The organism is Burkholderia sp. BCC0097, from assembly GCF_902832985.1.
Lineage (GTDB): Bacteria > Pseudomonadota > Gammaproteobacteria > Burkholderiales > Burkholderiaceae > Burkholderia > Burkholderia orbicola.
This window is the reverse complement of record NZ_CADFDM010000010.1, coordinates 216,281-229,841: the sequence shown is the minus strand read 5'-3', so window position 1 is coordinate 229,841 and position 13,561 is coordinate 216,281. Positions and strand designations below refer to the sequence as shown.

Sequence of the window (13,561 nt, the reverse complement as noted above, 5' to 3'; positions counted from 1 at the left end):
ATCGAATCAAGGAGTCTTGAATGCCCCGTGCAGAACGACCGGACGGCTCGCCCGCCCGTCAGCCGAAATCCTCGTGGGGTCCGGGAAAGAATGCGGCGCTCAGCGTCGCTGCATTTGCCGCGATCTTCGGTGCCTTCGCGTACGTCGAGCGAGACGCGGGGATCGGCCATGCGAGCGTGACGCACGATATCGCCGGCGTGATCGGAACCGCCGTTGGCAACTACCGCACGCTCATCGTGGCGGCGACCGGCGGCGCGTCCGGCACCGCCACGCCCGCCGGCTCGACGTCGACGGTCGCGCAGGCCGGCCCGGTGACGCCCTCGGCGTCGGCCACGCCGGCCTTGTCGACCGCGGCCGACCCGGCCGTGCCGGCCGTACCGCCGCAAGCGGCGACAGGTTCGGACACGCAACACCCGCGCCCCGCACACGTGCCGCCGACCCGGCTCGCGGCTACCCCGCACGCCGCGTCGACCGGCAGTCGCGCGACGCGCCCGGGCGATGCGCACCGGACGTCACGTTCGCAGGCGCTGGCGCGCACGAGAAAACATCCCGACCCCGGGCCGAGACTGCAACCGCAGTCGTATATCGCCGGCACGGCGCACATGGAGGCCACCAGCGTCACGCACGACGAAGTGGAAGGTGCCCGCGCTCTGGCCAGGGCGCGCTGGTGCGCACGGATCGACGAATGGAGCTGCGTGGAGCAGAACGCGAGCCGTGCACTCGCCATCGATCCGACGAACAGCGAATCGCGCGCGTTGCTCGGACAAGCGGTCCGCAACCGCCTGTGAACCGACCGGATGCCGCCGGGCCTCGCCGCCCGGCGACGCGACGGCCGGCGACGCACGCCGTCGGGCGTGCAACCGATGTGATCGTTTCAAAGTGAGGAGACACCGTGGCTAACAATCGTCAACAACAATGCACCACCGTCGTTGCGCCGAACCGGCGGGTCCTCCTGCATGCGCCGTTGCTGTGCCTGCTCGTCGCATCCGGCCCGTGCCTTGCCGCCGAAGGCGACGCGGAGCCGCGCGGCGCGAGTGAAATCGCCGGGTCCCATGGCGCGCCGGATGCGCTGCCGCCCGACCTGCAACCGACCGGCCCGTCGACGCAGGCCGCCCAAGGGTCGGGCACGCAGCCCCCTCATGCGCCAACGCCGATCGCCCAGGCCTCGGATGCGTCGATGCAGATCGCGCAGGCGAACCCCGCGATGCCGACCACGGTCGTGGTGGACCCGGATGCAGCGCAGCCGAGTGCTCCGATGCCGGGCGCAACCGCGTCGAATGCACCTGCGCCGGCCGCGCACGCGCCGAATGCGCCGATGCTGCTGGCGCAGGCATTCGACACGGTGCCACCGGATACGCCAGCGCCACGCGTGCCAACGTCGGATGCACCTCAGCAACTCGCCCAAACCACGACCAGCGCACCGCCGGATACATCTACTACAACCACCACGCCCGCTACGCCGACGCTCACCGCACAGGCGTCCGGCACGCCGATGCCGAACTCGCCCACCCCGGCGACCCAGCCGCCGGGCGCCGAACCGCCGTCGTCCGGGCAACCGAATTCACAGTCACCCGGCGCGCAGCTCCCTGGCGACGCGATCCAGCGATCGCAAGGACCCGACGTCCAGGCGCCGAATGCGCAGGCGCCGAATCTTCGCACCGCCGACGTCGCGACGGTGCGCAACGACGTGTTCGGCCTCGCGGCCAGCGGCGGCGCGGTCAAGGCGCTCGACGAAGCGAAGGCCCGGCCCGATGCGTTCTCCGCCGTCGACATCGCGCAACTGGAAGAACTGTCGATTCGCCAGCAGGTGCGCGGCGGACGCGACAAGTCGCGTTCGATGACGAGTTCGGACCGCTTCGACGGCCTCGACAACGCGCTGCGCGCCGCCGACGACCTCGACAAGCGGATACCGGCCACGCCGGAGTACACGCCGGTCCGCACGGCGCTCGCGGGTGACCGGGTAGTGGCCCTCGCCGCACGCGGCGACATGAAAACGGCCGTCACGACGTTCGAGACGATTCCGTCCAACGCGGAGATCTCGATCGACGCGTTGGCGGCCGTCGGCGATGCGTACCTGTACCTGAGCGAGCCGGCCAAGGCGAACGCCGTCTACGCGCGTGCGTTGCAGCAGGCCACCGCGTCGCCGACCGATCGCGCGACCCGCGGCTTCCAGTATGGCGCCCGCACGCAGCCGATCGAGCTGCGCGAAGGGCTGTTCTGGTCGTACGTCGATCAGGCGCGTGCGCCCGAAGCGAAGCAGGTGCTCGACGACATGGAGAAGTCGCTGCCGCCGGTCAAGCAGGTGACCAACGTCGGTCCGGGAGAAAGCGACTATCTGCGCTACTACCGGTTGCGCGCGCAGTACCTGATCTTCACGGGTCACGTCGACCAGGGGATCGCCGCCCTCGAACAGCTCGAGAAAGAGGTGCCGTTCAACGCCGAGGTCCGTGCCGCGCACGCCGACGCCGTGTCGGGCCAGTCGCATCCGCGCCAGGCGATCTCGATGTATCGCGCATCGCTGACCGATCACCCGGACAGCGTCGAGATGCTCGCTGGCCTCGGCCGCGCATCGCTCACGGCAGACGACTACGCGACCGCGAAGACCGTCGACCAGACCCTCGGCAACACGTTCCCGGACAGCGGCGCCGTGCGCGGTTTCAAGCGCGACTACAACGCATACCGCAGCCCGGTGTTCACGACCGACCTGAGCTTCGAGCACGGCAACAGCGCACTGGCCGACAACAGCTTCACGTCGGACAGCTACATCTATTCGCAACCGTTCGGCGACAACTGGCGGGTCTTCTCGCATACGTTCTTCGGCCATGCGCAAACCGACGGCGGCAGCGTCAGCCGCACGCGTACGGGCATCGGCGGCGACTACCGGCACGGGCCGCTCACGGTGCTCGGCGAAGTCACGCGCTCGCTGGGCGGGGACGGCCGGACCGGCGGCCGCGGCACGATCGCGTACGCGCTGAACGACTACTGGACGGTCAACGCCGGGCTCGACACCAACGACAACTCGCTGCCGTGGAAGGCGTATGCCGCGCACATCTGGGGCCGCTCCGCGAACGTCGAAGTCGTGTATCGGCAGAACGACCGGCGCGAAGTCAAGCTGAGCTACGGCGTGAGCCGCTACAGCGATTCGAACTTCCATCAGGAGATCGCGGCGACCGCCACGCAGCGCGTGTACACGTCCGCGAACCAGCTCGTCAACGTCTCGCTGAATCTCGGCACCGACAGCAACACGCGCCAGGACGCGCCCTACTTCAGCCCCGGTCGCGACTACGCGGCCGCGGCGACCGTGATGCATCAATTGACGCTGTGGAAGAAAGGTGACACGGGGCTGCAACAACGCGTGTCGGTATCGGGCGGCGCGTACAACGAGCGCGGCTTCGGCACCAGCCCGCTGTGGAGCGCGCGCCTCGAGCACGCGTGGACATTCAAGCACGACATCACGCTGAGCTACGGCGTCGAGGTCAGCAGCCACGCATACGACGGCCAGCGCGAGCGCTCCGAAACCGGCTTCCTGTCGCTCAACCTGCCGTTTTAGCAAGGAGCTCTGAATGCAATCCAGACGGACCTTCATGTGCGGATGCCTCGGAACGTTTGCCGCCTGTTCGCTGTTCCCGGGCGTGACCAACGCCAAGATGATCGATCTGCTGCCGCCGTCCGATCCAGCCGACGGCAAGACGTTTCGCGTGATCTGCATGCACGACGTGCGCGACAACCTGATGGCGTCGTTCTCGTCGCCGACCGCGATCATCGATCCGTTCGCGGTCGATACCGGCACGCTGACCGCGATCTTCTCGTGGCTGCAGACCAACAACTACCACACCATCACGGTCAAGCAGATCGAGGAGTCGCGCCGCGGCGGCAAGCCGCTGCCGCCGCGCTCCGTGCTGCTCACGTTCGACGACGGCTTCCGCAGCCACTACACGAAAGTGCTGCCGCTGCTCGAGCGCTTCAAGTATCCGGCTGTGATGGGCCTCGTCACCGCGTGGATCGACACACCGCCGGATACGCCGATCCGCATCAGCGACAAGGTGCAGGTGCCGCGCGACTATTTCCTGTCGTGGGACGAGGTGAAGAAGCTCGGCCAGTCGGAATTCGTCGAGCTCGGCTGCCACACCCACAATCTCCATCATGGCGCGGTCGCGAATCCGCAAGGCAACGAGTTGCCGGCGACCACGTCGCATCTGTACCTGCAGGACCAGAAACGCTATGAAACCGACGCCGAGTTCCATGCACGCGTGCACGACGACCTGCAGACGTGCGTGCAGCAGATCCGCGAACGCACCGGTATCGTCGCGCGCTCGATGGTGTGGCCGTACGGCGCGGAAAACCAGCCCGTGCGCCAGATCTCGACGTCGCTCGGCATGGACATCCAGTTCAGCCTCGATGCCGGCCCGAATACGCCGGACGTGCCGCTCGACCGGCTGAGACGGATCCTGATGATGTACGACGTCGACATCGGCGGGTTCGAGCGCTCGATGCGCGAACCGGCGTCGAACCGCGGCGACGTCGACGTGCCCGAGCGCACCGTGCAGGTCGATCTCGACCAGGTCTACGATCCCGATCCCGCACGGCAGGAAGCGAATCTCGGCAAGCTGATCGAGCGCATCTACCGGATGCAGCCGAAATCGGTGTACCTGCAGGCGTTTGCGGACCCGAAGGGCACGGGCGTGGCCGAGGCGGTGTATTTCCCCAACCGGCACCTGCCGATGCGTTCCGACCTGTTCTCGCGTGCCGCGTGGCAACTCAATACGCGCGCCAACGTACAGGTGTACGCGTGGATGCCGGTGCTCGCGTTCCGGCCGCCCGCCGACAAGCTCCGCTCGCTCCAGGCCGTGAGCGCGTTCGGCGGCGCGCCGGCTAGAGAGAACGGCACGCGCGTGTTCCGGCTGAGTCCGTTCGATCCCGATGCGCGGCTGATGATCCAGCAGGTCTACGAGGATCTCAGCAAGCACGCGTCGTTCAGCGGGCTCCTGTTCAGCGACGACGCCGTGCTCGACGACTACGAGGATGCGAGCCGGCATGCGCTGCGCGTGTATTCGCAATGGGGGCTGCCGGCGGACGTCGGCAAGATCCGCGAGAACCCCGACCTGATGAAGCGCTGGACGCGCCAGAAGACGCGCTACCTGATCGACATGACCCGGCAGCTCGAACAGATCGTGCTGGCCCATCAGAACGTCGGCGACGTGCTGACCTCGCGCAACATCTTCGCGATGCCGGTGCTCAAGCCCGAATCGGAAGCGTGGTTCGCGCAGAACTACGACGATTTCCTCGCCACCTACGACTACGTCGCGCTGATGGCGATGCCGTACATGGAACAGGCGAAAGACCCGGAAGGCTGGCTGGACCAGCTCGTGAAGGCGGTACGCACGAAGCAGCGCGGGCTGCAGCGCACCGTGTTCGAACTGCAGGCGTACGACTGGCACGGGCAGAAGGCGGTGCCGGCCAGCACGCTGCTCGCGCAGATGCGGCGGCTGCGCAGCGAGGGCGCGGTGAATTTCGGCTACTACCCCGACAACTTCCTGAACGGCCAGCCGGAACTCGACGCGATGCGCGACGTGATGTCGCTGAAGTCGCGCCTCGACCCCACCTCGATCAACGCGCTGATGCAGATGCAGCAATCGCAGGGAACCAAGACACCATGACCTCCCATAGCCTCATCCAGCGCCTGCAGGATTTCGTCTTCTACTATCCGTTCTTCATGTCGTATCTGTGGATGATCGGCGGCGTCGTGCACTACTTCCTGCTCGAGGAAGGCCGCGAGCTGTCGACGCGCACGATCGCGTCGAGCGGCATCCCGAAGGTCTCGATCGTCGTGCCCTGCTTCAACGAAGCCGCGAACGCGCGCAGCGTGATCGGCCACCTGAACGGGATGCAGTATCCGAACTACGACATCATCGCGGTCAACGACGGCAGCAAGGACCGCACCGGCGAAATCCTCAACGAGCTGGCCGTCGAGATCCCGCGGCTGCTCGTGATCCATCACGCGCGCAACGAAGGCAAGGCGGTCGGGCTGACGACCGCGGCGGCCGTGTCGAACGCGGAATACCTGCTGTGCATCGACGGCGACGCGCTGCTCGCGCACGATGCGATCGGCTGGATGCTCGAGCACTTCCTGACCGACCCGGGCGTCGGCGCGGTGACCGGCAACCCGCGCATCCGCACGCGCACGTCGCTGCTCGGCCGCATGCAGGTCGGCGAATTCTCGTCGATCGTCGGGCTGATCAAGCGCACGCAACAGGTGTACGGCCGCATCTTCACGGTGTCGGGCGTGATCACGATGTTCCGCAAGACCGCGCTCGCCGACGTCGGCTACTGGAGCTCGGACATGCTCACCGAAGACATCGACATCAGCTGGAAGCTGCAATGCCGCGACTGGCGCGTCGTGTACGAGCCGCACGCGCTCAGCTGGATCCTGATGCCCGAGACGGTGAAGGGGCTCTACCGGCAGCGGCTGCGCTGGTCGAAGGGCGGCATCCAGGTGCTGCTCAAGTACGCGGGCACGCTGATGCGGCCGACGCAGATGATGATGTGGCCGCTGTTCGCCGAATACCTGATCGGCATCGCGTGGGCGTACTCGATGACGTTCATCCTGCTGCTCGCGCTGATCGACGTCGTCTACCCGCTTCCGCCGAACTGGCATGTGTCCGTGGTGCCGCACTGGCACGGGATGCTGCTGGTCGCGACCTGCATCCTGCAGCTGATCATCGGCAGCATGATCGATCGTCGTTACGACGAAAAACTCCTGATGTACTTCCTTGACACCATCTGGTACCCCGTCGCGTTCTGGCTGATCAGCATGATCACCACCGTCATCGCCCTGCCCGCCGTCGTGCTGCGGGGCCGTGGCAAGCGCGCCGTCTGGGTCAGTCCCGACCGAGGCATTCAACATGAAGAACGCGCCGATTATTGACCTTTCCCTGCGCGCACCGCGCGACATGATCGCCGAACGCGGCAACATCGTCGGGCCCGTGCTCGTCGCGTGGTTCCGCCTCGTGCGGCCTGCGCTGGTCGGGGGCGTATGGGCCTCGATCTGCATCTATACGTACCGTTACCTGCTGCCGTTCAACGAGGCCGAGATGCCGATCGAACAGATCGTGTTCTACGTGACGAGCATCGCGCTGATCGCCGGCACGATCGTCATGTGGCTGATCGCGGGACGCGTCGTGCATCCGTTCGCCTATCGGTTACGTGTATCGAAGATGCTGCGACGCTCGGCCAGCGTGAAGGTGCGCTCCGTACCGGCGACCGCGTTCTCGAGCGAGCGCCGGCGCGGCGCGCGACGCACGACGCGCATTCTCGTCGCGTCGCACGATGCGAACGGGTCGATTTCGGGCATCGAATGGGTCGCGCATGCCGAGCCGCAGCCCCGCGAATGAATCGTCGGAAACTGCCGCGCCGGGCGCGACGCCTGCCGCGCGACGTGGCACCGCTTTCGACACCGTGCCGGCGCGCGACGCGTGCCGGTCGACAACTTCCTGGAGACGAGGTGAATCATGTGCGGAATCGTCGGAGCAAGCGGCCGGAACAATCAAGTGCCGCAACTGGTCAATGCGCTGAGCCGGCTCGAATATCGCGGTTACGATTCATGCGGCATCGCCGTGCAAGGCGATGGCCGCCTGCGCAGCGAACGTACGTTGAGACGCGTGACCGACTTGCAGGACCGCGTGCTGACGCTCGGTCTCGAAGCACGTACCTGCATCGCGCACACACGCTGGGCGACGCACGGTGCTCCGTCCGAAATGAACGCGCACCCGATCATGTCGGGCGACACGATCGCGGTCGTACACAACGGGATCATCGAAAACCACGACACGCTGCGCGCCGAACTGAAGCAACGCGGCTACACGTTTCGCGGGCAGACCGATACCGAAGTCATCGCGCACCTGATCCACAGCCTCTATCGCGACGACCTGTTCGATGCGGTCGTGCGCGCCGTCAAGCGGCTGCACGGTGCGTACGCGATCGCGGTGCTCAGTGCGCTCGAGCCGCAGCGCCTCGTCGCCGCGCGCGCCGGCTCGCCGCTCGTGATCGGCATCGGCGCCGAGCAGAACTACCTGGCGTCCGATTGCGCGGCGCTCGGCGACCTGACCGACCGCTTCGTGTACCTGGAGGACGGCGACGTCGCGCTGATCACGCCGGAGCGCATCGCCGTGGTCGATGCGGGCGGGCAGGAAGCGCGGCGCCCGTTGTGCGAAGTGAAGGCGCGCGCGGACGACGCCGCGCTCGGCCCTTACCAGCACTTCATGCAGAAGGAAATCTTCGAGCAGCCGAAGGCGATCGACAGCACGCTGGACGGCATCGACGCGATCTCGCCGGCGCTGTTCGACGCGACGGAAGGCACGCGCGCGCTGCTGTCGCGGGTGAGAAGCGTGCTGCTGCTCGGCTGCGGCACCAGCTACTATGCGGGCCTGACCGCGAAATACTGGCTCGAGAGCATCGCGGGCGTGCCGGCGCAGGTCGAGATCGCCAGCGAATACCGCTACCGCGACACGGTGGCCGATCCGCGCACGCTCGTCGTCGGCATCTCGCAGTCGGGCGAAACGGCCGACACCATCGGCGCGATCGAGCAGGCGCGCGCGATGGGCCAGGATCTGTCGATGGCGATCTGCAACGTCGCGACCAGCACGATCGCGCGCAACGCGCCGCTGCGGTTCCTGACGCGGGCCGGCGCCGAACTCGGTGTCGCGTCGACCAAGGCGTTCACCACGCAGCTCGTCGCGCTGTTCGTGCTGACGCTGACGCTCGCGCAACTGCGCGGCCGGCTCGATGCCGCGCAAGTCGCGACGCACCTGAAGCAATTGCGCGCGCTGCCCGATCGCATCAGCCACGCGCTCGCGCTGGAAACGCAGATCATGGGCTGGGCCGCGAAGTTCGCCCGCACCGAGAATGCGCTGTTCCTCGGGCGCGGCATCCATTTCCCGATCGCGCTGGAAGGCGCGCTGAAGCTCAAGGAGGTGTCGTACATCCATGCGGAAGGCTATGCGGCCGGCGAGCTGAAGCACGGGCCGCTCGCGCTCGTCACGAGCGCGATGCCGGTCGTCACGATCGCGCCGGACGACCGCCTGTTCCAGAAGCTGAAGTCCAACATGGCCGAGGTGCGCGCGCGCGGCGGCCGGCTCTACGTGCTGGCCGGCAATCAGCTCGAGATCGACGCCGACCGCGACACGCACCTGATCCGCGTGCGCGAATCGGGCGACGTGCTGTCGCCGATCGTCAACGTGATTCCGCTGCAACTGCTCGCGTATCACGTCGGCTGCGCACGCGGCGCGGATGTCGACAAGCCGCGCAACCTCGCGAAATCGGTGACCGTCGAATGACGCGACGAACGCGCCCGGTACAGGCGGTCATGCGGCTGGCCATGGCTGCCCTCTGCGGCGCGGGCAGCCTCGCCACGGCGTCGCCGCCTGCCTTTGCCGGCGCGCCGGTCGTGCATACGGTCACCGTGCCGAGCGCCCCGACGCCGCAGGACACCGGCGACCCGCGGCGCTTCATGCACGGCATCGGCGTGGCCGACGCCGGCGACGGCAAACGCTGGGTGTTCTTCAGCAGCTCGGGCATCGTGCCGCGCGGCGCGCTGCGCGGCGGCAGCTGGCCGCACGACGTGTACGTCGGCGAGTGGCGGCCCAGCGAGCCGCGCCTGCTGCACGTGCGCACGTTCATCAGCCGCCCCGAGGCGCAGGAGCCCGTCTCGATCGCGCAAAACGCGCACGGCGACATCTTCGTCACGTTCGAGGACGGCTGGAATACGTCGCAGGAAGTCAGCCAGCGCTACGGCGTCTACCGCCGCGACCTGAAGCCGATCAAGCCCTACCCGAACGACGTCGAATCGGGCGGCCATTCGGGGCATGTCGCGACGGTCGCCGACCGCTTCGTCGTGTTCTATTCGGCCGACTGGGTCAACGGCGGCGGAGTCGACAACCTCGGCAGCGGCAACGGCGTCTACCTGAAAACCTACGACGCGGCCGGGCGCGTGCTGAACCATGTCGCGGTCGCGCCGCATCGCCGCGAGTGGTGGCCCGTGATCGCGGGCTCGCCGCGCAACGCGCTGCTCGTGTGGCAGAAATTCATCGACGGCAGCACGGACGCGACGCTCGAATACGCGATGTTCGATCCGGTCACCGCGAAGCTGAATAAACTTGGATCGCTGAACGATGCGATCCAGTACTACGTGTATTCAGCCGCCTATGTGCCGGAGATCGACCGTTTCATCGTCGTCACGACGACAGCGGACGAGCGCGGCGTCGCGATGCTGATCGCGCCGGACGGCCGCCGCACGGCGACGCTCGATTGCCTGCCCGCGTCGGTGCGCGAATCGGGTATCGGCGTCGCCGGCACGCACGCGTATGTGCCGACCCGCGACGGGCGGCTGCTGACGCTCGCGCTTGCGCCGGCGGGCATGGTAGTGAGCGGCGTGCAGCGCTCGCCGATTCCGTGGGGCTCGACGGGCATCGCCAGCTTCCCGGCGCACGGCACGGCGATGCATTTCGTGTCGCTGACGCCGTCGGGGCTGCGCGAAGCCGATTTCGAACCGGCGCGCGACACGCCGATGCCGAAGAACGAAATGTCGTGTTCGAGTCATTGACGGCGCTCCGGTAACGCACTGTCGTCGTGAACGCGGACAGGCCGCGTGTCTCCCCGTGCCCTTCGTCTTTCCGCCATCCGAACCACACCGCGACAGACAACACCTCTCAACTCGGCCGCCCGGTAGTCGGGCACGCCGTCGCGGGCCTGCCCGACCCCAACTGCCGCGCCTTTCCTCTGCGGAATTCGCCAGCGCCGCCCGTACCGGCTAGACTGTCGCCCGATTCCTTCCATCGGCCGCGGCGTCCCGCCTCCTGCCGCCGCCGGAACGCCCCTTCCCGGAGAACGAATGCTGAAGCGCCAGTGGTTTTCGCTCGTGCTGCTGACGGTTTGCCTGCTCGGGCAACGCGCGTCGGCCCAGTCCACGCTCGAACTCGATACCGACGGCACGACGCGTGCCCTCACCCGCCAGACGCTGCTCGCACGCGCCGATGCGGCCGACATCCACGTGCCGCGCGACATCGCCTACGGCCGGCCGATGACGTTCCGCGCGGTGCCGTTCGCCGCGCTGCTCGGCGACACGCCGCTGCCGGCCGACGGTGTGCTCGAAACGCGCGCGGCCGACGGTTTCGCCGCGCAACTGCCGCTCGATCTCGTGCGCCGCCGCGCGCCGGCCGGCGCGATCCCGTGGCTCGCGATCGAGGACCCGGCCCATCCGTGGCCGAAGCTGCCCGGCAAGCAGCTCAGCGCGGGGCCGTTCTATCTCGTCTGGCTCGGGCCGGACGCGTCGTCGGTGCGCGGCGAGCAGTGGCCGTACCAGATCGTGCGCATCACGATCGAATCGTCGCCGCTCGCGCGCTGGCCGTCGCTCGCCGTCGACACCGCGTTGCCCGCGAACGATCCGGCCCGCGCGGGCCAGCGCCTGTTCGTCACGCAATGTCTCGCGTGTCACCGCGTCGACGGCGCGGGCAGCAGCCACGCCGGCCCCGACCTGAACACGCCGATGAACCCGGTCGACTACTTCCAGCCCGCCGCGCTGCGCCGCTACATCCGCAATCCGGCGTCGGTGCGCGACTGGCCGGGCCGCAGCATGCCGACGTTTCCGCCCGATCAACTGAGCGATCGCGAACTCGACCAGATCGTCGCGTATCTCGCGTATATGGCGCGGCGCAAGGCGGCAAAATAACGCGCCCCCCACCCGGCCGCACCCGGCGCGCTTACGCTTCCTGCGCGCTCAGCAACACCGCGCGCAACAGCACGTCGGCGCCCGCCGTCGCCCATTCCGGCGTAATCGCTTCGGCCTCGTTGTGGCTCAGCCCATCGACGCACGGCACGAAGATCATGCCCGTCGGCGCGACACGCGCGACATAGCATGCGTCATGGCCCGCGCCGGACACGATGTCCATGTGCGACAGCCCGAGCGAGCGCGCCGCGTCACGCACCGTGTCGATGCAGCGTGGCGCGAACGGCACCGGCGCATACGTGAAGATCTGCTCGATCCGCGCACCGAGGCCGGTTTCGTCGGCCACACGCGCAAGTTCCGCGCGCAGCGCCGCGTCCAGTTCGTCGAGGACCGCATCGTCCGGATGACGGAATTCCACCGTGAAGAAGCAGCCGCCCGGCACCGTGTTGCGCGAATTCGGCCGCGCCTCGATCATCCCGACCGTTGCGCGCGCATCCGGTGCGTAACGGCGGCCGAGCACCTCGATGAACGAGATCATCCGCGCCGCGCCGACCAGCGCGTCGCGACGGAACGCCATCGGCGTCGTACCGGCGTGCGCGTCGACCCCGGTGAGCGTCACCTCGTACCAGCGCTGCCCCTGCCCGGCCGTCACGACGCTGATCGTCTTGCCGGCCCGTTCGAGAATCGCGCCCTGCTCGATGTGCAGTTCGTACGCCGCATGCACCGGATAGCCGCCGACCGGCTCCGCGCCCGCGTAGCCGATCCGTTCGAGCTCCTCGCCGATCGTCCGGCCCGCGCCGTCGGTGCGCGACAGCCCGTATTCGAGCGTATAGATGCCCGAGAACACGCCGGCCGACACCATCGCCGGCGCGAAGCGCGAGCCTTCCTCGTTGGTCCAGATCACGACGTCGATCGGGCGCTCGGTCTCGATGCCCGCGTCGTTCAGCGCGCGCACGACTTCGAGCCCGCCGAGCACGCCGTAAATACCGTCGTAGCGGCCGCCGGTCGGCTGCGAATCGGCGTGCGAGCCCGTCATCACCGGTGCGGCGTCCGGATTGCGGCCTGCGCGGCGCGCGAACACGTTGCCCATCCGGTCGACGCGCACCGTGCAGCCGGCGTCGCGCGCCCACTGCACGAACAGGTCGCGCGACTCGCGGTCGAGGTCGGTCAGCGCGAGACGGCACACACCGCCCTTCGGCGTCGCGCCGATCTGCGCCATCCGTTCGAGCGACGCCCACAGGCGCTCGCCGTCGACGCGCGGCATGCTCGCGATATCGGCATCGTTACGCATCGCCGTTCTCCGGCGCACTTTGCAGCGCATAGCGAAAATCGCAGCGCTTGCCGCCCTGCATGATCGTGCTCGTGCGCGTGAGCGCGATGTCCGGCGCATAGCCCTGGATGAAATAGCTGTCGCGCGCGCAGCTCAGCAGGTGGCCGATCTCGCCGAGCCCCATCGCGTGATACATCTCCGCATAGCTGCAGCGGTGCACGTCGTAGTCGTAGTGCGCGTCGTCCGCGCGCCGCACCTCGACGTCGAGCGCATCGTCCTTCTCCCACAGCACCTGCAGCGCGATGAACGACTTCACGCTCGTGCCGTCCGGCTCCTGCGCGGCGAAGGTCCGGCCCGCGTCGACGGCCGCGCCGCGCACGGCTTCCGCGATCACGGCCTGCGCGCGCTCGGCGCCGAACTCGCGCTTCATGATCTCGTAGATCGGCTTGATGATTTCCGCTTCGATGCGGCGCCGCGCGAGGATCCCGAGGCGCGAGTCCTCGGGTGCGGCGGCGGATGTCGGGTGCGCTTCTGTCATGGGAATCGTCCTGGTTTTTGTCGTTTTGTCGTTT

Annotated in this window: 10 protein-coding genes; 8 read left to right on the top strand and 2 right to left on the bottom strand. The window is 67.9% G+C overall.

The window, feature by feature from the left end:
- The first annotated feature begins 20 nt into the window (after window positions 1-20).
- The 8 genes from HWX07_RS30045 (at window position 21) to HWX07_RS30010 (ending at window position 11,722) form a co-directional block, all read left to right on the top strand.
- Window positions 21-788 carry a hypothetical protein gene (locus HWX07_RS30045; protein WP_175878749.1) on the top strand — a complete coding sequence of 256 codons (768 nt, stop codon included), beginning with the start codon at window positions 21-23 and terminating at the stop codon, window positions 786-788.
- Window positions 789-892: 104 nt separating this feature from the next.
- Complete coding sequence (pgaA, locus tag HWX07_RS30040) at window positions 893-3,550, top strand: poly-beta-1,6 N-acetyl-D-glucosamine export porin PgaA (protein ID WP_175878748.1); 2,658 nt, start codon at window positions 893-895, stop codon at window positions 3,548-3,550.
- 13 nt (window positions 3,551-3,563) lie between these two features.
- Window positions 3,564-5,657, top strand: a complete 2,094-nt coding sequence (pgaB, locus tag HWX07_RS30035) for a poly-beta-1,6-N-acetyl-D-glucosamine N-deacetylase PgaB (protein WP_175878747.1) — start codon at window positions 3,564-3,566, stop codon at window positions 5,655-5,657.
- The gene (pgaC, locus tag HWX07_RS30030) at window positions 5,654-6,925 is read left to right on the top strand and encodes a poly-beta-1,6-N-acetyl-D-glucosamine synthase (RefSeq protein WP_011547962.1); all 1,272 of its coding nucleotides are present in this window, start codon (window positions 5,654-5,656) and stop codon (window positions 6,923-6,925) included. The genes pgaB and pgaC overlap by 4 nt, the downstream gene beginning before the upstream one ends.
- Window positions 6,903-7,391: a Biofilm PGA synthesis auxiliary protein PgaD gene (locus tag HWX07_RS30025; protein WP_175878746.1), complete on the top strand. Its 489-nt coding sequence runs from the start codon at window positions 6,903-6,905 to the stop codon at window positions 7,389-7,391. The genes pgaC and HWX07_RS30025 overlap by 23 nt, the downstream gene beginning before the upstream one ends.
- Window positions 7,392-7,508: 117 nt before the next feature.
- Window positions 7,509-9,332: a glutamine--fructose-6-phosphate transaminase (isomerizing) gene (glmS, locus tag HWX07_RS30020; protein ID WP_175878745.1), complete on the top strand. Its 1,824-nt coding sequence runs from the start codon at window positions 7,509-7,511 to the stop codon at window positions 9,330-9,332.
- Window positions 9,329-10,597 (top strand): hypothetical protein, encoded by a 1,269-nt coding sequence (locus HWX07_RS30015; RefSeq protein ID WP_175878744.1) that lies wholly within the window; start codon window positions 9,329-9,331, stop codon window positions 10,595-10,597. Before glmS ends, HWX07_RS30015 begins: the two co-directional genes overlap by 4 nt.
- A gap of 288 nt (window positions 10,598-10,885) precedes the next feature.
- The gene (locus HWX07_RS30010; RefSeq protein ID WP_175878743.1) at window positions 10,886-11,722 is read left to right on the top strand and encodes a cytochrome c; all 837 of its coding nucleotides are present in this window, start codon (window positions 10,886-10,888) and stop codon (window positions 11,720-11,722) included.
- A 31-nt stretch (window positions 11,723-11,753) separates the two neighbouring features.
- Here the strand turns inward: HWX07_RS30010 and HWX07_RS30005 are convergent, their stop codons facing one another.
- Together HWX07_RS30005 and HWX07_RS30000 are read right to left on the bottom strand one after the other, a co-directional pair.
- Window positions 11,754-13,010 (bottom strand): Zn-dependent hydrolase, encoded by a 1,257-nt coding sequence (locus HWX07_RS30005; RefSeq protein WP_175878742.1) that lies wholly within the window; start codon window positions 13,008-13,010, stop codon window positions 11,754-11,756.
- Complete coding sequence (locus HWX07_RS30000; RefSeq protein ID WP_175878741.1) at window positions 13,003-13,527, bottom strand: L-2-amino-thiazoline-4-carboxylic acid hydrolase; 525 nt, start codon at window positions 13,525-13,527, stop codon at window positions 13,003-13,005. Before HWX07_RS30000 ends, HWX07_RS30005 begins: the two co-directional genes overlap by 8 nt.
- Window positions 13,528-13,561: the final 34 nt, after the last annotated feature.

Bases quoted from the DNA above. Each gene is read 5' to 3' on its own strand.
- HWX07_RS30045 (WP_175878749.1), top strand. From the start codon at position 21: ATGCCCCGTGCAGAACGACCGGACGGCTCGCCCGCCCGTCAGCCGAAA.
- pgaB (WP_175878747.1), top strand. From the start codon at position 3,564: ATGCAATCCAGACGGACCTTCATGTGCGGATGCCTCGGAACGTTTGCC.
- pgaC (WP_011547962.1), top strand. From the start codon at position 5,654: ATGACCTCCCATAGCCTCATCCAGCGCCTGCAGGATTTCGTCTTCTAC.
- HWX07_RS30025 (WP_175878746.1), top strand. From the start codon at position 6,903: ATGAAGAACGCGCCGATTATTGACCTTTCCCTGCGCGCACCGCGCGAC.
- glmS (WP_175878745.1), top strand. From the start codon at position 7,509: ATGTGCGGAATCGTCGGAGCAAGCGGCCGGAACAATCAAGTGCCGCAA.
- HWX07_RS30015 (WP_175878744.1), top strand. From the start codon at position 9,329: ATGACGCGACGAACGCGCCCGGTACAGGCGGTCATGCGGCTGGCCATG.
- HWX07_RS30010 (WP_175878743.1), top strand. From the start codon at position 10,886: ATGCTGAAGCGCCAGTGGTTTTCGCTCGTGCTGCTGACGGTTTGCCTG.
- HWX07_RS30005 (WP_175878742.1), bottom strand. From the start codon at position 13,010: ATGCGTAACGATGCCGATATCGCGAGCATGCCGCGCGTCGACGGCGAG.
- HWX07_RS30000 (WP_175878741.1), bottom strand. From the start codon at position 13,527: ATGACAGAAGCGCACCCGACATCCGCCGCCGCACCCGAGGACTCGCGC.